The sequence below is a fragment of the Streptomyces sp. NPDC060205 genome (assembly GCF_042728395.1).
In the GTDB taxonomy this organism is placed as follows: domain Bacteria; phylum Actinomycetota; class Actinomycetes; order Streptomycetales; family Streptomycetaceae; genus Streptomyces.
In genome coordinates, this window is record NZ_JBHWZP010000107.1 from 1 (window position 1) to 18,941 (window position 18,941).

Consider the following 18,941-nt stretch of genomic DNA (forward strand, 5'->3'; position numbering starts at 1 on the left):
GGCGTCACTCCGGCCGCCTAGCAGGGAGCGGCGACCGAACTCGGGGCGAGCGGACCGATCCGCTCGCCCCGAGCTCTTCTTTGCGATGCCGACGTCGTCCGCCAGCAGAGCAGGCTTTTCTGCGGCCGGTGGTGACCCGGTGATCCCGGGGATCGCCCCGGAGCGTTTCCCGGGGCCACCCTCGGTGCACCCGGCTGCACGACTTGGCCCTCGCCGCACCGGACCCGAGGGGCTGGCGGCGGCAAGCGGGTGCAGCCGGAAGTGCGGGCCGATCGTGCCGCCAGCGTTCTGCCCCGTGCGGGGGCGTTGGTGGTTGCGTGTGCGTGTTGCAGTGCGGCGTGGGCGGGGCGCGGGTCAGAACATGGTGTTGGTGTTCTTTGAGGTGGGTGGGATCACCTGGAGGACGTCCCAGTGTTCGACGATCTTGCCGTCTGCATCGAAGCGGAAGATGTCGATGCCGGCGTACTCCTCGTCGGGCCAGGTCTGGTGGCAGTGCAGGATCACGTGGTCGCCTTCGGCGAAGGCGCGCTTCACCTCGACCCGCTTGCCGGGGTATTCGGCGGCCATGCGCTCGAAGTAGTCGATGAACGCCTGCTTTCCGTCGCCGACATGGGGGTTGTGCTGGATGTAGATGTCTCCCGCGTACTGGTTGATGGCCTCGCCGGGGCGGCACTGGTTGAACATCAGGTCGTAGAAGGCCTGAGCCGTGGTCTTGTTCTTCTCCGGGTCGCTCATGATGCCGCCATAGGGTCGGGTGCCGGGTGCGGCACGGTGAGTTGGTCAAGCAGCCGGTCGGCCTCGGCCGGGACGGACAGGGTCCGGCCGGTGAGGTCGGCGGGTGTTTCGGGGTGGGTGGGGTTGACGCGTACGAGGCGTGCGTGGGGGATCTGGCGGGTGAGATTCTCGCCCGGCCATCGGATGACACCAGGGGTGTTGAATCCGGCGCCGAACTCAAGAATGAGCAGGCGGGCGTCCGCCCCGGTCACCAGCCAGTCCTGGAGTCGGCGGCCCGAGGGGAGATAGGGGTCGTCGACGAACCCGGGGCCGATGCGAACGTTGATCTCGACCTCGCCGCCGCAGTTGGGGCAGCTGGGCAGGGGCCCGGTGACGGCGCCGGTGGCAGGGTCGTACGCGGCGAGGAGCTGTGCGACGAGGGGGCGGCTGTCGAAGGTGGTCGGGGTGCAGGGGGTCGTGCACTGGTAGCGGCCGTAGTCGCCCTGCGGGGTGAAGATCCGGTCGGGGTGGAAGCCGCCCCGGGCGAAGAGGGCGTCCACGTTGGACGTCATCACCCAGTGGTCCTTGTCGCCGACGAGGGACCTCAGCTGCTGATAGAGGGGGTTGGGTTCCGGGGAGAAGCGGATGTCATCGATGTGGACGGCCCAGTAGCCCCACCACAGTTCGGGCGGCAGAGGGACACCGACGAGGTAGCGGGAGCGCAGGCCGAGGCGGTGCAGGGCGGGGAAGAGTTCCCGGAAGCGGTCTTCGTCGCCGTAGTCGTATCCGGCGGCTGCGCTGAGTCCGGCTCCGGCGGTGATCAGGACGCGGTCGGCCTCGCCGAGCCAGGTGCGTATCGTTTCGGCGGCGGATTCCAAGTCGAAGGCGGGCGGGGTCATCGGGGCTGGGTTCCTTCGGTGAGTGCGTGGACGTAGGCGGCGAGATCGTCGTCCGCGTACACGTTGAAGATCACGCGGTCGAGCCGCTCGGGGTGCAGGTCGAGCCATTCGGCCACGGTCTCCAGGGCGATGCGGGCGGCGGGCGTCTTGGGATAGCCGAAGACGCCGGTGCTGATGCCGCAGAACGCCACACCTCGTATGCCGCCCATCTCGGCGGCTAGGTCGAGGCAGGCACGGTAGGAGGCCGCCAGCGCCTGTTGGTGGTGCGGGAGCACGGGACCGTCGACGATCGGGCCGACCGTGTGCAGGACGTAGCGGGCGGACAGGTGGTAGCCGCGGGTGATCTTGGCGGTGCCGGTCGGCTCCGGATGGCCCTGCAGGGACATGATCGCGTGGCAGTCGTCGCGCAGGCGGGGGCCGGCCGCGGCGTGGAAGGCGTTGTCGACGCACGGGTGCATCGGCCGGAAGCATCCGAGCAGGGCACTGTTGGCGGCGTTCACGACGGCGTCCACGCCGAGGGTGGTGAGGTCGCCCTGCCACAGCACCGTACGGTCGGCGGCCCGGTACGCGGCATGAGGGAGCGTGGCGCGGACGGTGGGCAGCGAGGCCGCGTCGGTGGTGTCGCGCGCCAGGCGTTCGCCGGTCAACAGCGCGTCCAGGACGCGGGCGGCCCGAGCTGGCAGCGGGGCCGGTTGCCGGACCGTCAGCACGGCACGCAGGAGCCGCCGGGCGGCGGCGTCGTCGATCCGGTCCGCTGCGCCGGGACGCAGCCCGGCCCTCGCTGCCGTCGGGTCGTCGCCCAACAGGCCGAGTGCCTCGCGGACCAGGTCGGCGGCCAGGTCGTCTGTGTCGTGGCCGGCGTCGGGCCGGAACGGCTCGTCCAAGGCGATGGCGGCGCGGTAGGCGGGGAGCGGCAGCGGGGTCGGGTACACGGTGGCCCTTCGGACAGTGGGTACGTGACGGGTCGAAGGTGAGGCATATCTGGCGAACGGCACGCCGCCATGCCCTCACCATGGGCCGATGATGGGGGCAGGGCGGCAGGTGAGGGCCCCTCAGGCGGGTTCGAGGGATCCGGTGTGCGGTTCGGCGACGCGGCCGTCGTCCGTCTCGTAGGCCCACAAGGCGTGGACGGTCCGGGCGTTGAGGCTCATGAGGTGGGTGGCCGTCGTGCCGGACCTCTCGGCCCGGTCGAGCACGAACGGGCCGGGGGCCACCTCGGTGGTGTGGAGGGTGACAGTCCCCTCGGCGCCTTGGGCCGGGCCTTCAAGGGTCTTGTAGTGGAGGGTGATGCCGTCGGCCGCGTAGGTCCTGAAGAAGACGACCCCCGGTGTCGACGTGGAAGATGAAGATCCTCCCGGCGCAGGTGGGCTTACTCATCGCGTTTTGTTTCTGTCGGCGGTGCGCGGCTTTCAGAACAGATCGTTGTCGTGGGGCAGCTCGGCCGGGATGGGGGAGATGACGTCCCAGTGCTCGGCGATCTTGCCGCCGTGGACGCGGAAGAGGTCGTAGTACGCGACGGGGACGCCGAACTCGCCCTCGGACTGGAGTAGAACGAACTCGCCCTCGGCGATGACCTTGTGGACGGTCTTGTAGACGAGGTTCTTGCCCTGCTCGGCCCACTTCGCGGCGGCGGCGCCGAAGCCGTCGAGGCCGTCGGCGGCCTCCGGGTTGTGCTGGTTGTACGTCTCGGTGGAGATGTAGTCGGTGAGCACCGAGTAGTTGGCGCCGACCAGGACCTTCTGCGCGAACTCGGCGACCAGGGCTCGGTTGGCCTCGGTCTGTTCGGGCGCGGTGACCTCGGTGGGGCCATCGGTCTGCGAGCGCCCGGAGGCGGTGTCGGTGACCATCGGGGTCAGTGCGTCCCAGTGCTCGGCGAGCTTGCCGTCGGCGTCGACGCGGAAGATGTCGAAGGCGACGAGCGGGTCGGGCCCGAAGCCGTGATACGTGCCGTGCAGGGCGACCAGGTCGCCGTCGGCGATCACTCGGGCACCTTCGTAGCGGAAGCCTTCCGGCAGGCCTGCGACCAACTGGCGCAGGGCCTCGGGGCCATCGGCGGCCAGGGTGCTGTGCTGGGTGTAGTCGGCGGCGACCCAGCGGTCCACCGCGCTCGGGTCCTTCTGGCCGAACAGTTCGCCGGCCGCGGTCAGGACGGTGTTCTTGGCGTCGCTCATGACGGTTCTCCTAGCAAGGGCATTTCATGGATGGGGACTTGGGGATGGTCGTGGTCAGCCGCTGGTCGAGTACGGAGGTCAGGGAGGCGGCGGTGGAGGCTGCGCCACCCATGTGGTCGGCACCGTGCGCGGTGTCCAGCAGCGTCGGATAGCAGAGGATGCGCAGGTGACGCGCAGGCGACGCAGTGTGCGGAAGTCGGCGCGGGCCCGCACCCGGCCGGACGGGGACGTGTATGCCGCGCTCACGGCGTCCGCGTCCAGGCCGAGCTCGACGGTTATGCCCGGATGGACCTGTACGTCGGACAGGCTGCCGCTGTCGACGAACCAGGCCCCCATGCATGGCTTCGGCCGCGTCCAGTTCGCTGATCCGGGCTGCTCGCGCAGCGCGGCCAGTCCTGCCGCCGCGTGGGTGGAGTCGAGCACGGTTGTTCCCCGCGACACGGCACGGTCGTAGCGCGTGCCGAAATCGGCCTCGGTCAGCCGGGTGATGGTGCCGCGTTCGGCGGGCAGGTGCGGATAGGCCGCCACCGGCAGCGCCCGGGCGCCGGTGTAGAGGCTGGCCGACACTACGCCTGCGCTGAGCCTGGTGCGGTGAGCGTTGTCCTCGGCGAGGGCCCGCACAGTTGGGCCGAAGCCGTAGCACCAGGCACAGTACGCGTCGAACGCGTACGTCAGGCAGGCCCGCTCCGCCGAAAGCATCACACGCCTCCTCTCCTGCCGCGTTCTTACTTCTTTCCGACATCGATGTATGCCGGATGAGCTGACAGCTCCACGCTAGAGTCGCTGAACAGCCCGAATCGGATACGCAGGCGACTGGTGATGGTCAAAAACCGACATGATGCCGACCGCAGGATCAAGGAGATCTCCTTCGCGGCGCCCGTCGGCACCCCGGGCGGCGTCGAAGTGCTGTCCCTCGCCGACCTGCGCCACCGCTTACCGGTCGAGCGGCTCACGGCCCCTCAGCGTCCGGACTTCCACCACCTGATCACCCTCACCGGCGGAACGCTCTGTCACACGGTGGACTTCACCGCCTACGCCCTCGAACCCGGCTCCTGGCTGTGGGTCCGCCCCGGCCAGGTGCAGCAGTGGGGTGACCTCACCCACGCCGAGGGCAGCCTGATCCTGTTCCGACAGGACTTCCTCGATCCGGCCACCACCACCGGCGCCCACGTGGAGGATCCGCACGCGCCGATCCTGCGCCGGCCCCTGCCCGAGGACGCCAGGGCTCTTCACCTGGCGGCCGAGCATCTCGCCGCCGAGTTCTACGCCCTCGGACGCCTGCCTCTGGAGATTCACACCGCGGCCCTGCGCCACCTGCTGGCTGTCCTCGTCCTGCGGCTGGCCCACCTCACCGCGCCGGTCGGCAGCCCCGCCCCCGAGCCCGACACCATCTATCTGCGTTTCCGTGATGCGGTGGAAAAGGACTTCGCCCGTACCCGCCAGGTGGAGGACTACGCCGACGCGCTCGGCTACTCGGCCCGCACCCTCGCGCGCGCCACCCTCGCCTCAATCGGCCTGGGCGCCAAGGAGTTCATCGACCGCCGCGTCGCCCTCGAAGCCAAGCGTCTCCTGGCCCACAGCGATCAGAGTGCCGCCCGAATCGCCGATCGCCTCGGCTTCTCCAGCGCCACCCACTTCAGCAAGTACTTCCACCACCGCACCGGCCAGACGCCGATCGCCTTCCGCGCAACGGTCCGCGGGCACACCCCGAGTTGAGGCGATGATCGGCGGCACCTCGGGCCCCGAAACGGCAGGTCGATCTACGTCATCAACCCCGGGGCCTGAGCTGATCGCATGCTTTGGCTGCACTCTCGCCTGACAGCCAAAGCACTCTTCACTTCCGCCGACGCCGACGCGTCACTGCATGGGCATCGTTCTGCCTGTCGGGACGTGTCAGACTTTGATTCCGAACAATTTTTCCGCATTTCGGAACGCAATTTTTTCCTTGGCTTCGCGCGGCAAAGCGACTCCCCGGAACCAATCGGTTTGAGTTTTCATATCTGCGAACGGGTAGTCGGTTGCGAACATCACTCGATCCACACTTATGTGCCTCAGTAGGAGATTGAGCAGTTCGGTCTGGGGGAATGCGCTGGTGGTGAACCAGAAGTTGTCCTGAAAATACTGCTCGAACGGCTTGTCCAGGCTCTTCTTGGTCACTTCGCTCATCTTCTCCACGACGCGTTCGTAGAAGAACGGAAGGCCCTCTCCCATGTGGCCGATGATGATCTGCAGCTTGGGATGCCTGTCGAATACTCCTGAGGTGATCATTCGGAGGCACTGAGTGACGACTTCCTGGTGCCATCCATATGCAGAGATGCTGAGAACCTGGTCCTGGAACTCTTTCTGATATTCCGGCCGCATATTGCTGTAGTAGATCTCGAAAACCTCGTCCGGCGGCAGGCCCGGGTGGATGTATATCGGCACATCAAGGGCTTCGGCACGCGCCAACAGGGGCTCGAAGTCAGGGTGGTCGAGGAATTTCTTTCCGATGATTCCATTGGTCAGGCATCCCAGGAAGCCATCTTCCCTAACTGTGCGTTCCAGTTCGTCTGCCGAGGCCTCCGGGTTCTGCAGAGGCAAGGTTGCAAACGCCTTGAACCGCCCCGGATAGGTGGCCATCGGTCCATCGACGAGCAGCCTGTTGAGTCGATACGCAAAATCGATGCCCTTCTGACCCTTGACGTTCTGCACGCCTGGCGTGTGTGCGGAGAGGATTTGAACGTTGAGCCCCGCCTTATCCATCGCACCGATGCGGCGCGGGCCGAGCTCGGCAAGACCGGTGTCCTCAAGGAACAGCCTGTCGTTCAGTACCATCAACTCACGGGTGGAAAAGGTTTCTTCCGTGCCGATGAAGGGCAGGTCCCGGTCTCGGTGTGAAAAATCCGTAGTCTCGTCGTCCCCTGTCACGTGGGAGGCGATGGCATGCGTGGACAAGCCTGCGCCGATGCCTAGTGCTGCCGTGCCGGCCAGAAAGCCGCGGCGTCCTGTCGTGAGGCGCTTCACAGGGTTTGCGTTGGACGTCATGTCCGTTTCTCCTCGGGCGTTTGTGGGATGCGGTATCCGTGCGGCATCCGTCTGAAAGACACGACGGGTTACCTCGCTTATCCGGATTCCTACTTCCTACCGAGCGAACCTGAGACGAACGTTAATGCGGCCGTTCAGGCGCCGCTTGGCCGAACCAGGTGCGCAGTGCACGCGGCGGCGTGGTGGCGTCGAGGTCCTGCCCGGCGGGCACGGGCATGGGCAAGGCGACACAGCCAACGGGCCGGATCAGCAAGGCGTCGACGTCCACCCGGCCCGCGCGGACTCAGTTCCCGCTAGGAGCGCCAGGCCTGCAACTCCCCGGCACGTTGGGGGACTTGCCGCCGCCCTTAGCCGCTACCAGCGCCTCGTCCGCCTCACCTCGTAACGCACGATCTTTGGCATGCTCAAGAGCGCGGCCCGCGGGCACCGCACCCGCGACGCTCTAATACTGGCCTCAGGTTGATCGGGGACAATGAGCGGAAAAGGCATCGACTGGAGGGGGGCGGGCCGGCGTGCGGATCATGATCGCGGATGACGAGGCGGCCATCCGTGAGTCGCTGGAGCGGGTGCTCCAGGTCGAGGGTTACGACACCAGCACCGTGGCCAACGGTTTCGCCGTGCTCGACGGGGTCGGTGGCGACGCGCCGGATCTGCTGCTCCTCGACGTGATGATGCCCCGCCTCGGCGGGTTGGAGACCTGCCGGCGGTTGCGGGCCGCGGGCCGGGATCTGCCGGTGCTGATGCTGACCGCCCGTGACCAGGTCTCCGACCGGGTCGCGGGGCTGGACGCGGGCGCCGACGACTACCTGCCCAAGCCGTTCGCCACCGAGGAGTTGCTGGCCCGGGTGCGGGCCTTGCTGCGCCGGCGCGCGCCGGCCGACGAGGAGTCGCAGATCCTGTCGTTCGCCGACGTCCGGCTCGATCCCGACCGGTTCGAGGCATGGCGGGGCGCGCGGCCACTGCGCCTGACCCGGACCGAGTTCTCCCTGCTGGAGGTCCTCGTGAGCAATGCGACCCGGGTCGTGACCCGCGACGCGCTGTTCGGGGCGATCTGGGGCTTCGGCATGAGTTCCACCGCCAACAACCTCCAGGTGTACGTGAGTTACCTGCGCCGCAAGATGGAGGCGGAGGGTGAGCCGCGTTTGCTCTTTACGCTGCGCGGCCTGGGATACACGTTGCGGGAGACTCCTCCGTGAGCAGGCACGCCGGCCGGGAACCGCGCCGGCTGACCCGATGGTGGCGTCGGCGGTCCCTGCGGGCCAGGCTGACGGTGATCGCGGCGACGGCCATCGCCGTCAGTGTGTTCGTGGCCTTCCAGGTGGCCAGCGAGCTACTGGACTGGGAGTTGAAAGACACCGCCGAGAGCCAACTGCGCGCCGACTCCCGTGTCCTGGCGGCGACCGCGGAGCGCGCCGGTCTGGCGCAGGTCGAACTACCGCCGTATCCCGGATCAGGTCGGCTGGTGCGGGTCATCCTGCGCGACGGCTCGATCCGCACGCCGGCCGGCCAACCCGCGCTGCCCCCGGTCAGTGAGGACGCCGGGCGCGTGGCACAGGGCGCGTCGGCCGACCTGATGGAGTCGAACGACAGCGATGAGGACGGCTACGTCATCTACACGCTGCGGGCGGGCGACGGCGCGGTCCAGGTGGCCCGCGTCGTCGACGACAGCCCCATCAACCAGTTCGGGTTCGGCATGCTGCTGATCGGGCTGCTCTGCGTGGTCGGCGGCGCCCTGGTCGGGCGGACCGTGGCGCGGACCGGGCTGGCACCGATCGACCGGCTGACCGCCGCCGCGGTACGGGTCGCGCACACCCGGGATCTCGACGCCGACATCCCTGATGAGGGTGGTGGGGAGATCCGGCGGCTGATCCAGTCGATCAACGACATGCTCGCCGCGCTCCGGGACTCCCGGCGGGCCCAGCGGCTGCTCGCCGAGGACGCCGCCCACGAGCTCAAGACGCCGCTCACCAGCCTGCGCCTCAACGCCGAGCTGCTGATCCGGCTCGATCGGCGCGGCACCCTGGACAGCGCGCTGCCGGCGGAGAGCCGGACCCGGCTGCTCAACGATCTCGGCGCCCAGGTGGCCGAGTTGAGCACCCTTGTCGCCGAGCTGACCGACCTGGCACGCGGTGACGTCAGCGACGAGAGCACCGAGGTGCTCGACCTGGCCGACGTGGTGGTGGCCGCCGCGACCCGGGCGGGTTCCCGCGTGCCCGACCTGGAGGTGGCGCTCGACGTGACCTCTGTGTGGGTGAGCGGGCGTCCCGCCGCGCTTGAGCGGGCGGTCCTCAACCTCATCGACAACGCCGGCAAGTGGTCCCCCGCGGACCAGCCGGTGCAGGTCCGGCTCCGTGCCGAGGGCGCGTCGGCGGTGCTTGAGGTCGACGACGCCGGGCCGGGCATCGACGCCGTCGACGTAGCGCGGGTGTTCGACCGGTTCTACCGTGCCGACAGCGCCCGGGCGTTGCCGGGATCCGGTCTGGGGCTGTCGATCGTGCAGCGGGTCGTCGACGCCCACGGCGGCCGGGCCGCCGTCGCCCGCTCCGCACGCGGTGGCGCGCTGCTCCGGGTCCACCTTCCGGCCGCGGCCCCGCCCGCCCCGATCGCGCGGCTCACCGCGGGGGAGGACACCGGGGAGGACACCGCGGTGCGCTGACTCGCTCCGGCGGCGCGGCGCGGGACAAAGGGGCGGCGGCCCTCAGGCATGGCCCGCCCGGCTCACCGTCGTCGGGGCGGGACACGGTGCGCCGACCCCAGCCCCGGCCGCACGGCGCAGGACCGAAGGGCGGCGACCGTCGGGCCCATGAGAAAACCGGGACGGGCCTGGGGCCCGTCCCGGATCTCGTCCGTACCGCCGCGCTCACCGTTGCAGCGCGGGCTCCTGGTCGTCGGCGAGCGGCTGTTGCGCGTCCGGCACCTCGGCCGCCGGACGAGACAGCCGGCTCGGCCACCACATCCGGCGGCCGATCAGCAAGGTGAGGGCGGGCACCAGGACCGACCGCACCAGCAAGGCGTCGAGCAGCACGCCGAAGGCGACCAGGAACCCGACCTCGACCAGCATCACCAGCGGAAGCGTGGCGAGGACCGCGAACGTGGCCGCCAGGACCAGGCCTGCCGAGGTGATGACACCACCGGTGGCGGAGAGGGCTTTGAGCATGCCCTCTCTGGTGCCGAGACGCACGGTCTCCTCCCGGGCCCGGCTGGCCAGGAAGATGTTGTAGTCGACGCCGAGTGCCACCAGGAACAGGAATGCCAGCAGCGGCACCGAGTAGTCGATTCCCTTGAACCCGAGGATCGTGTCGAAGACGAACACGCTGCCGCCGAAGGCCGCGGCGAACGAGACGATCACGGTGGCCATCAGGACCAGCGGGGCCAGGACCGCGCGCAGCAGCAGCCCGAGGACGATCAGGACGACGGCGAGCACCAGCGGGATCACCAGTTTCTCGTCGTGCTTGGTGGTCACCTCGGTGTCGAGGTTCTCCGCACTCGGCCCGCCGACGATTGCCTCCGCCCCGCTCACCGCGTGCACGGCGGTGCGCACCCGCTTGATCGTGTCGTACTCCGCGACCGTGTCCGGCGCGTCCTTCGGGAACACGGAGATGTTGGCCCAGCCACCGCTGGTCTGCTCCGGGATGGCCAGAGCCACCCCGCGGGTGTCCTTGACGACGTCGAGCACCCGCTCCTGGTGCGCCGGTCGCGTGAAGACCGTCATCGGCTGGCCGCCGAGCTCCGGGAAGTGCTGGCGCAGCACGGTGAAGCCGGTGACCGATTCCGGCGCGGACAGGAACTGGTCCTGCTCCCGCAGGGCGCCGGTGTTGCCCGTCAGCCCGAGGGCGAGCACGCCGAGGACTCCGAGTGAGCCGAGCGCCGCCAGCCACCGGCGGCGGCTGATGGCGGTGCCGAGCCGTCCCCACAGCCCCGGCTTCTCCTCCATGGCCGTGTCGAACCGCGGTACGGCCGGCCAGAAGATCCGCCTGCCGAGCACCACGAGCACCGCCGGGAACAGCGTCAGCATGGCCACCAGCGCGCACACGATGCCGGCCGCACCGATCGGGCCCAACCCGCTGGTGCTGTTCAGGTCCGCGACGAGCAGGCAGAGCAGGCCGGCGACCACGGTGGCCGCGGACGCGACGATGGCCGGTGCCGCGCCGCGGAGCGCGTGGACCATCGCGACCCGGACGTTCTCATGGTGGTGCAGTGCCTCCCGGTATCGAGCGATGAGCAACAGCGCGTAGTCCGTGCCGACGCCGAATACCAGGATCGTCAGCAGCGCGTTGTTCTGGTCGTTGACCACGATGCCGAAGCCCTTGACGAGCAGGTAGACGGTGCCCATCGAGGTCAGTGCGGCCGCGCCGACGGCCACCAGCGGGATGATCCACAACACCGGGCTGCGGTAGGTGAGGATGAGCAGGAGCGTGACGACGACGATGGTGGTGAGGAGGACCTGCACGTCGATGCCGTCGATCGCGCCCGGGCCGGTCACGTCGAGTTCCAGACCGGAGGGGCGGTCCTTCGCGGCGTCACGCAACGGGCCGACGAGGTCCTCCGGTGGGCCGTAGGCCAGGCTCACGTCGAGGGTGAACAGCATCGCCTGGCGGTCGGTGGAGGGACTGACCGGTGAGCCCTCGTCGTCCTCGTCGGCCGCCGTCCTCGCCTTGGGCGGGTACTGCTTGGCAAGGGTGTTGTAGTGGCGCTCGACCGTCGCACGGTCGGCGTCGGTCAAGCCGCCGGCGCGGTGGTACACGAAGACGAACGTGCTGTTGTCACCGCCGGGGAGACTGTCGTCCAGCACCGCCACCTTGGTGGACTCGGCACCGGCCGGCAGGGTGTCCACGGCACTGTCGGTGGTGACCGAGCTCAGCTTTCCGCTCAGCGGCACCATGGCCGCCGCCAGCACCAGCCACAGGCCGATCACCAACCACGGCACCCACCGGCCTGCCAACCGACCGAGCGGCGCTTGCCCGGGCGGCGTTGCGTTGACTGCCATCACTAGCCTCCTGCATACGAGTTGCATCGCTTGTCTGGATGGCCAATTCCTACTGAGCGAACCTGAGACGACTGTTAATACGGTGCTCAGGCGGATCGGCCGAACCAAGTACCCAGCGCACGCACCGGAGTGGTGGCGTCAAGGTCCTGCCCGGCGGGCAAGGCCGGGCGACACTGCCGTCGGGCCGGATGAGCAGCGCGTCGACGTCCACCTGGTCCGTGGGGGCGGTCACGGTGATGGCCTGTCCGGTCCACACGGCTGCGGCGTCGCTGACCTCCGCGCGAAGGGAGCGCCGTGGCGTACGCCCGCCGGACCCCGTACAACTCGGCGCTTGGAAGCGGCCAAGGAGATCCGCGGTGTCGGACGTCAGCACGTGAAGGACGCCGCCCAACCACCCGTACGCGAGGACGCCATGGCCGCAACGCTCCAGGCCGGACCGATACCCACGACCGTGCCCAGGCCACACAGAGCAGCCGCCTGCAGCCTCAGGCCAGCCGCTGCGCCAGATCGACCGGGCCGACGCCGGGGCTGGTGTGATGGCCGGTGAGTACCCCTTCGCCCACGCCCTGTTGACCGGAGCAGGTGACAGCCCGGGTGATCCGGTGGCTGCCCACAGCGGGCCGTCGGCCCGGGCGCCGTAGCCACTGGTGCCACAGTGCTACCAGCGACAGGGGCAGTGGGGCGTCATCGCCGGCTACGCGAAGTTCATGCTGCAGTCTGAGCAACGGCTGGAGTATGGAGCGCTGTTCATCGGCAACGTCGCACGCCCTGAACCCTTCCGGGACAACGAGGAGGTCTCAGCTTTCCGCTGGTGGGACCCCAAAGGCGCACTGCCTGGAGGCACAGATTCTCTCGACCTCCACCTTGCCCGCCTGGTGATGCCCTCGCGACGCCGAGAGGGGCAGAGCAATCCGCCTGCGAAGCCCAGAGCGGCCGCTGCTCGCGCAGTGTCACTGGAGCAGGATCATATTGCGGAGGAGTTCAAGTCCGGCTCGGCGGCCGTATAGCTGGCGCTTGAGTGCTTGCTCGACCGGCGACCGGGTGCATCCCGCGTCGTACCGGGCAACAGGCGCACCGCCATCTCCCGGTTCACCCCATCCGACCCGTCCCCGGCTCGTCGATGCACAAGCACATCTCGGCCATCGCCTCCGGCACGCAGCCGATCCGCGACGTACGCCGTCAGCGCCCCGCGTTCCTCCAGCGCGACGTCTCGGTGTCGTGGTGCGGTCGGGGGGAGCGTGGAGACGCCTCTCTACGGGCGCGTGCTGTGAGTCACGCCGCCGCGGTGCGGAACGCGCTGGGGCTGAGGCCCTTGTGGCGTTTGAAGGCGGCGCTGAAGCCGAAGGCGTCGGCGTAGCCGACGGTCCTGGCGATCTGGGCGATGCTGAGGTCGGTGTCGGCCAGGAGCGCCACGGCATCGTCCATGCGGCACTCGGTGAGGTAGGTGAGGGGCGGACGGCCCATCAGCTCGGTGAAGCGCCGCGCGAACAGCGCCCGGGAGACGCCGGCTTGCGCGGCCAGCGACGCGACCGTCCAGCTGTCGGCAGGCCGCCCGTGGAAGGCGTGCAGGGCGGGGGCCAGGACTGGGTCGGCGAGGCCGCGGTACCAGCCGGGCGCATCGGTCCCCGCCCGGTCGAACCAGGTGCGCAGCGTGCAGACCAGGGCCCAGTCGAGGAGCCGGTCCATCAGGGCCTGCGAACCTGCGGAGAGTTGCGCGGCGTCGGCGGCGGAGTTCTCCAGCCAGGCGCAGACCTCGGCGTCCTCGGCGACGACCAGGACGGGAGGCAGGGCGCGCAGGAGCCGTTCGTGGCGGTGCCCCGAGGCGCGGTAGGCGCCCACGATCAGCGCGGTCGCTCCCTCCGGGCCGGTGCCCCAGTGGATGCCGTCGAGTTCCTGGCCAGTGCATGCGGCGTCGGGGGCGAAGCAGTTGATCTCGTACGCGGTGTGGGTGCGGTGGACAGTGGCAGGCTCGTCCGCGAAGCGGAACCGTGCGGGGCCCCGGACGAGGGCGGTGTCGCCCGGACCGATCGCCCGCTCGGTACCGTCGGACAGCAGCAGCGTGCCGCCACCGCGCAGGACGCTGACCATGGTGAGCGGAGCGGCGTCGGCGAAGGTGATACTCCAGGGCGCCGTCAGGACGGCATGGCTGACGACCGATCCCTCGGCCCGAATGCCGCTCAGCAGTGAACTCAGAGGATCCACAGCACGATCGTAGACGATCTCCTATGTCTGGGAGGGTTTCTCCCATGGATCATCTACGGTGCCGCGGTTGTACTGGACGCACTGCACAGATCGAGCCTTCGGGAGACACCGTGCCGCAGCACAGCAGTGACACCAGGACAGCGCTCGTGGTCGTCGCGCACCACCGCAGCGATTCCCTCACCGCGCACACCGCCCGCCGCGCGGCTGCCCAGATCGAGGCCGCCGGATACCGCATCGACCTGCTCGACCTGCACGCCGAGGGGTTCGACCCGCGGATGAACGCGGAGGACCAGCCGGACTGGGGCAACCGGGACAAGCCGTACGCGGACGAGACTCATGCCCACATGCGGCGGATCCTCGCCGCCGATGTCGTCGTCGCCGTCTTCCCGGTGTACTGGCAGAGCGTGCCCGCCATCCTCAAGGGCTGGATCGACCGCGTATGGAACTACGGGTTCGCCTACGGCCGCAGCAAGCCCCGCCTGGCGGGCAGGCGCATGCTGTGGCTGGCTCTGGCCGGCGCCACCGCCGACGACCCCATCGCCGAGTCGATGCAGTCCGTCCTCGAAACCAACCTGAGTGACGGCATCGCCTACTACTGCGGCTTCTCCCGCTCCACCGTTGGCCTGCTCCCGGACGCGGAGGAGCGACCACAGCGCATCGACGCCGACGGCGTTCTGCTGGTCGGCGAAGCGGTGGCCGGCGCCGAGCGGGAGGCGCAGTACACCGATTTCGATCGTCGGGCACGGAAGTTCGTGGAGGCGTTCCTCGCGGACGAACTCGTCGCGGCCTGACGGCCGCCGCATCCCGTGGGCCGACACTGCGGCCGTCGGCGGGATCCTGGTTGTACTGCACACCGCATCCAGTGGCTGCACTGACTCAGATCGTCAAGTGATTGATCCTGGCGGGACTGTTCGTTGTCCTCGGCGTGCGTCAGGGTTCCAAGCAGGCGTCGGCACGACATGAGCGCACTCGATTCGCTGCCGCGCCCAACGTTCAAGCGCCTCGACGAGAGAAGGACGTACACCCATGCGCGCCCTCGTAGTTGATCACAGTGATGCCGGCCCCGTCCGGTTCGCCGATATCGATGAGCCCGTGCCGTCCACCGGCGAGGCGCTCGTGGAGATACGGCATATTGGACTCAATTTCGGTGAGCTGAGGTACGCGCACCAGTGGCCGGCCGGCGCAGTGCACGGCCATGACGCGGCCGGTGTCGTCGTGCGTGCCGCATCCGACGGCTCGGGGCCGCCTGAAGGTGCGCGCGTCGCACTGGGAATGGCTCCCTACGCGTGGGCGGAGCGGGTAGCGGTCGGCTCTGCCTGGCTCGGCACCGTCCCCGAAGGCGTGGATCTGGCCGACGCCGCCGCGCTGGGGGTGGCCGGGGTCACCGCACTCCGGGTGCTGCGCAAGCGTTCCCTGTTGGCCCGCAATGTGCTGGTCACCGGCGCCAGCGGGGGCGTGGGCCACTTCGCCGTCCAACTGGCGGTGCTGGCGGGCGCCCGGGTGACGGCTCTTGTCGGTGCGCCGGGCAGGGCCCTCGGAATCCGCGAACTCGGGGCCGACGAGATCCTGACCGACCTGGCCGGGACCGAGGAGCGGTTTGACGTTGTACTGGACACGGTCGGTGGGCCGCTGGTAGCCCAGGCGTGGAGCTCCCTCGCTGAGGGCGGCACCATCCATCTGGTGGGAATGGCCTCGGGGCAGGACACCACCTTCCCGGCAGGGGCCCTGTTCGGCTTCGGCGAATCCCGCAGCATCGCCACCTACGGAGATATGACGCCGACCAGCGGGGAGCTGACGGACCTGCTGACACTCGTAGCCGCCGGAAGACTTGTGGTGCCGGTCGGAATGCAAGGCGAATGGAAGGACGTGGACGACGCTGTGAGGGCGCTGTTCGCCCGGACCGTTCACGGAAAGATCGTTCTTGATGTGGTCTGAAACCTCGAACGAGAACACGTGCGCCGTCGCCTCCCGGCGGTCGACGAGAATGGACCCATGGACGTATTGGCGGAGGTCTTGCGTGTGTCGGGTGCGCGTGGGGCACTCGGCGTCGTGCTCCAGGCCGGAGGCACCTGGGGCCAGTGGCTGGACTCCTATCCGGGAGCAGCACTGCATGTGGTGTCCCGCGGCACGATGTGGCTTCACGTCACAGGGGAGAAACCTCTGGAGGCGCAGGCCGGAGACGCCGTCCTTGTGGCGCCGGGCACCGCACACGGAATAGCCGGCGGCCCCAGCGTGACGATGGGGCCCTGCGACGAGGGGGCGGCGCTTGAGGCCATTGCCGAGGGAAGCGCCCTCCAACTGGGTTCGGCACCGAGGCAGACAGAAGTGATCACTTTGCACTACGAGCAGGACCCGGAGGTGAGCACGACCATGCTGGCCGCCCACGACCGGCCGATGCACATCGCAGCGTGGGAGAACGCGCAGCTCAGAACGACCGTCGAACTTCTCACGGCAGAGTTCGCACGGCCGCAGATCGGTGCGACCGCCGCCGTCAACAGCATCGTCGATCTCCTGCTCGTCCAGTTCGTACTGGTCTGGCTGGCCCGTCACCCGGAGGAGCAGGACGGTAGCTCATGGCTGGGCGCGATGCGTGATCCGGTCGTGCGTGACGCGCTGGAATGCGTCCACACCCGACCGGAACACGCCTGGACCACGGAGACGCTGGCCGCAGCGACGAGGGTTTCCCGCGCGACGCTGTCCCGACATTTTCGGTCCGCCCTCGGACAGACACCGGGCGCGTACGTGGAGCAGTGGCGCATGGACCTGGCCTCAGTGCGGCTCCGCGACACCGACGAGCCGGTCGAGTCGATATCGGGTGCGGTCGGATACAGCTCTCCACAGGCTTTCAGTCGTGCCTTCCGACGTGCCCGAGGCCTGGCCCCGGGGCAGTACCGTTCTCGGCTTCGCAGCAGGTGATCACCGGCGACACCTGCACTTGACTCCGCCGGGAAACTTGGGGTTTTCCCAGTGCGGCAGCCTGATCAGCAGGCGGGCTCAGGCAATGCTGCGGGCCGGTCCAGCCGAGGAGGGGCACGTTGTCCGTCCGTCCCCACTCCGGTAAGCAAGTCCCAGGGAAGGGGGGCCACCGTGCCGGAGATGGTGAGCGAGTTGGAGGCAGCATTGGCTGAGGCGTCTTCTCCTTCGTGGACCCGGCGTGTTCGCGCCGGGCGTGGTCTTGTTCCCTTCGCTGAGGTTCCAGAGGCTGCGGGAGCGTTGATGGTGCTGCTGCTGGATGCCGAGGACACGGCGGTGATCCGTCAGACGGCAGAGGCTTTGACCAGGGTGGGGACGGTGGCCGCGATGAGGCTTGTCGCTCTCGCGGTTGCCGAGGCTGACGACAATCAGGCCGACTGGCTGCAGAGCGGGGTGCATGACGCCCTCGCAGGGCCGGGCGGTGTGCCGGACGTTGCAGCGGTCTGCGGGAAACTCGCCCGGGACCCGGAAGAAGCTGTCCGTCGGGGGGCCGCCGATATCTCGGCGTGGGCAGACGGCTGAAGGTGCTGATCTGCGCCTCGGATCCGGCCCGGCGTCACGTCGCGGGGGACGGTTACGGGTAAAGGCCCAACGTAGAAAGGGATTTAGCGCTCGCAGCGATCACGGCGGCACTGACAGCACTGTCAGAACCCCGCCCGCTGGGGACACCGCCGACTTGGCTGCGCTGGCGGATACGCAGGTCGGCTGAGCTTGCCGGGGTTTTCGGCAGGTGCCCGGCAGCGGAGTCGAGGCATGCGGGGAAGTGTTTCGTGGACTTCTTCCGGGTGGCTGTGGAGCGCCGGTGGCATCCTGGGGCTGCCGGGCCGGCCGGCGTCCGGCGGGCGTACCCGGATTGGCCGGAACGCCAGGGTGGCGCCGGACGGATCCGGGACAGTAGCTCGCCCGGGAGGATGGTCAGTAAGTCAGCGGGCCCACGCTGATGCTGGGCACCGGCACTCCGTTCTCGTCCTTTTCCGCCTCGGCGTCGGACGGGTCGAGGTCGACTTCGACGCCGGCCGGTTCGAGCGCGTCCCGGACACGCTGTTTCATCGGCTCGCTCAGGTAGTTGTGGTGCAGGTCGAGCTTCCTGAGATGGGTCAGGGGCTGCCCGCTGAGCAGCGCTTCGGCGCCGGTGTCGGTCAGTGTGCCGAGCGACAGGTCGAGCACGTCGAGGCCGGCGATGACGGGCGCGGCCCCCACGGCCGCCGCGACCTCGTCCTGCATCTCGCTGTTACGCAGGGCGAGGCTACGCAGCCGCGGCAGCCGGTGTCCGGACAGGATCCCCGCGAGGTCGGCGATCTCGCCGTCGCCCCCGTCATCGCGCGCCCCCAGCCACAGTTCGAGATGCTCCAGCGCGGGCAGTTCACTCTCGCCCACCCCGCGCAGGACATGGCCGCGCAGCCCCGCGCTCTCGACGACGAGCCGGCGCAGCGCATCGTGGCGTATGCGGGGGAACCTGAGCGGGTGCAGCCCTTCCATGTCGTAGGACTCGCCGGCCCGGACCGAGAACTCCTCCAGGGCCGGATAGCTCGCGAGCAGCGGCGTGACGTCGGTCTGGCCGATCCGGGAGATCCGGCACTCCTCGTCGGTGATGTCGCCGAAATAGAGGGCTCGCAGCCCGGTCAGCCGGTCCCGCGCGCCCAGGAACGCCTCCATGACCTCGTCGGGTTCGGTGTCCTCCGGGTCTCCCCAGATGCCGATGATCAGCGCGCGGATGCGCGCGCTGTCCACGGCCGCGCACAGCCGCTCGAAGGTGTCCTTCCACCCCTCGCCGCTGGTCCATCGCTCGTATCCGATCCGCCAGGCCACGGCGTCGGCCTCGGGGAGTACGACGCCGGCCGCGTCCCGCTCCTCGGGGAACGTGAAGGCGGGAAGCCCGTAGAGCTCGGTGAGGTGGTCGTCCTTGGTTCGCATGTGCCTGACTGCTCCCGCCGTACGAGGTATCCGGCGCGTCCAGCGCCCTTGCTCCGA

The 18,941-nt window shown here is 69.1% G+C and carries 16 protein-coding genes and 1 pseudogene; 7 read left to right on the top strand and 10 right to left on the bottom strand.

Annotated features, from left to right (window positions below; translation table 11 throughout):
• Nucleotides 1–354: 354 nt before the first annotated feature.
• The 6 genes and pseudogenes from ACFWGJ_RS20155 to ACFWGJ_RS20180 form a co-directional block, all read right to left on the bottom strand.
• Nucleotides 355–735 (bottom strand): nuclear transport factor 2 family protein, encoded by a 381-nt coding sequence (locus ACFWGJ_RS20155; protein ID WP_387326217.1) that lies wholly within the window; start codon nucleotides 733–735, stop codon nucleotides 355–357.
• A complete protein-coding gene (locus ACFWGJ_RS20160) occupies nucleotides 732–1,613 on the bottom strand; it encodes an NAD-dependent protein deacetylase of SIR2 family (protein ID WP_387326220.1) in 882 nt (293 codons plus the stop codon). The genes ACFWGJ_RS20155 and ACFWGJ_RS20160 overlap by 4 nt, the downstream gene beginning before the upstream one ends.
• The gene (locus ACFWGJ_RS20165; protein WP_387326223.1) at nucleotides 1,610–2,545 is read right to left on the bottom strand and encodes a protein-ADP-ribose hydrolase; all 936 of its coding nucleotides are present in this window, start codon (nucleotides 2,543–2,545) and stop codon (nucleotides 1,610–1,612) included. The genes ACFWGJ_RS20160 and ACFWGJ_RS20165 overlap by 4 nt, the downstream gene beginning before the upstream one ends.
• A gap of 120 nt (nucleotides 2,546–2,665) precedes the next feature.
• A pseudogene (locus tag ACFWGJ_RS20170) lies at nucleotides 2,666–2,932 on the bottom strand (hypothetical protein); the annotation flags it as partial.
• A 90-nt stretch (nucleotides 2,933–3,022) separates the two neighbouring features.
• Complete coding sequence (locus tag ACFWGJ_RS20175; protein WP_387326226.1) at nucleotides 3,023–3,784, bottom strand: nuclear transport factor 2 family protein; 762 nt, start codon at nucleotides 3,782–3,784, stop codon at nucleotides 3,023–3,025.
• A gap of 78 nt (nucleotides 3,785–3,862) precedes the next feature.
• Nucleotides 3,863–4,483 carry a DsbA family protein gene (locus ACFWGJ_RS20180; RefSeq protein ID WP_387326229.1) on the bottom strand — a complete coding sequence of 207 codons (621 nt, stop codon included), beginning with the start codon at nucleotides 4,481–4,483 and terminating at the stop codon, nucleotides 3,863–3,865.
• Between the two features lie 120 nt (nucleotides 4,484–4,603).
• Here ACFWGJ_RS20180 and ACFWGJ_RS20185 point away from each other — a divergent pair, with 120 nt between their 5' ends.
• On the top strand, nucleotides 4,604–5,500 hold the full coding sequence (locus ACFWGJ_RS20185) for a helix-turn-helix transcriptional regulator (protein WP_387326232.1): 897 nt from the start codon (nucleotides 4,604–4,606) through the stop codon (nucleotides 5,498–5,500).
• 177 nt (nucleotides 5,501–5,677) lie between these two features.
• Here ACFWGJ_RS20185 and ACFWGJ_RS20190 read toward each other — a convergent pair whose 3' ends face one another.
• Nucleotides 5,678–6,808, bottom strand: a complete 1,131-nt coding sequence (locus ACFWGJ_RS20190) for an amidohydrolase family protein (protein WP_387326234.1) — start codon at nucleotides 6,806–6,808, stop codon at nucleotides 5,678–5,680.
• Nucleotides 6,809–7,320: 512 nt separating this feature from the next.
• Between ACFWGJ_RS20190 and ACFWGJ_RS20195 the strand changes: the two genes are divergently transcribed.
• Nucleotides 7,321–8,004, top strand: a complete 684-nt coding sequence (locus ACFWGJ_RS20195; protein ID WP_387326237.1) for a response regulator transcription factor — start codon at nucleotides 7,321–7,323, stop codon at nucleotides 8,002–8,004.
• A complete protein-coding gene (locus tag ACFWGJ_RS20200; RefSeq protein ID WP_387326239.1) occupies nucleotides 8,001–9,464 on the top strand; it encodes an ATP-binding protein in 1,464 nt (487 codons plus the stop codon). The genes ACFWGJ_RS20195 and ACFWGJ_RS20200 overlap by 4 nt, the downstream gene beginning before the upstream one ends.
• A gap of 204 nt (nucleotides 9,465–9,668) precedes the next feature.
• Here the strand turns inward: ACFWGJ_RS20200 and ACFWGJ_RS20205 are convergent, their stop codons facing one another.
• A complete protein-coding gene (locus ACFWGJ_RS20205) occupies nucleotides 9,669–11,795 on the bottom strand; it encodes an MMPL family transporter (RefSeq protein ID WP_387326242.1) in 2,127 nt (708 codons plus the stop codon).
• A 1,272-nt stretch (nucleotides 11,796–13,067) separates the two neighbouring features.
• Nucleotides 13,068–13,997, bottom strand: coding sequence for an AraC family transcriptional regulator (locus ACFWGJ_RS20210; RefSeq protein WP_387326244.1), 930 nt, complete (start codon nucleotides 13,995–13,997; stop codon nucleotides 13,068–13,070).
• A 110-nt stretch (nucleotides 13,998–14,107) separates the two neighbouring features.
• Here ACFWGJ_RS20210 and ACFWGJ_RS20215 point away from each other — a divergent pair, with 110 nt between their 5' ends.
• The 4 genes from ACFWGJ_RS20215 to ACFWGJ_RS20230 all read left to right on the top strand — a co-directional run bounded on the left by ACFWGJ_RS20215 (nucleotide 14,108) and on the right by ACFWGJ_RS20230 (nucleotide 17,492).
• Nucleotides 14,108–14,788 carry an NAD(P)H oxidoreductase gene (locus ACFWGJ_RS20215; RefSeq protein WP_387326247.1) on the top strand — a complete coding sequence of 227 codons (681 nt, stop codon included), beginning with the start codon at nucleotides 14,108–14,110 and terminating at the stop codon, nucleotides 14,786–14,788.
• Between the two features lie 235 nt (nucleotides 14,789–15,023).
• A complete protein-coding gene (locus ACFWGJ_RS20220; protein WP_387326250.1) occupies nucleotides 15,024–15,932 on the top strand; it encodes a zinc-binding dehydrogenase in 909 nt (302 codons plus the stop codon).
• Nucleotides 15,933–15,989: 57 nt separating this feature from the next.
• Complete coding sequence (locus tag ACFWGJ_RS20225; protein WP_387326253.1) at nucleotides 15,990–16,913, top strand: cupin domain-containing protein; 924 nt, start codon at nucleotides 15,990–15,992, stop codon at nucleotides 16,911–16,913.
• A 300-nt stretch (nucleotides 16,914–17,213) separates the two neighbouring features.
• Nucleotides 17,214–17,492, top strand: a complete 279-nt coding sequence (locus tag ACFWGJ_RS20230) for a hypothetical protein (RefSeq protein ID WP_387326256.1) — start codon at nucleotides 17,214–17,216, stop codon at nucleotides 17,490–17,492.
• Between the two features lie 393 nt (nucleotides 17,493–17,885).
• On the opposite strand, the gene ACFWGJ_RS20235 is transcribed toward ACFWGJ_RS20230, so the two are convergent.
• Nucleotides 17,886–18,884 carry an STM4015 family protein gene (locus tag ACFWGJ_RS20235; protein WP_387326259.1) on the bottom strand — a complete coding sequence of 333 codons (999 nt, stop codon included), beginning with the start codon at nucleotides 18,882–18,884 and terminating at the stop codon, nucleotides 17,886–17,888.
• Nucleotides 18,885–18,941 lie beyond the last annotated feature (57 nt).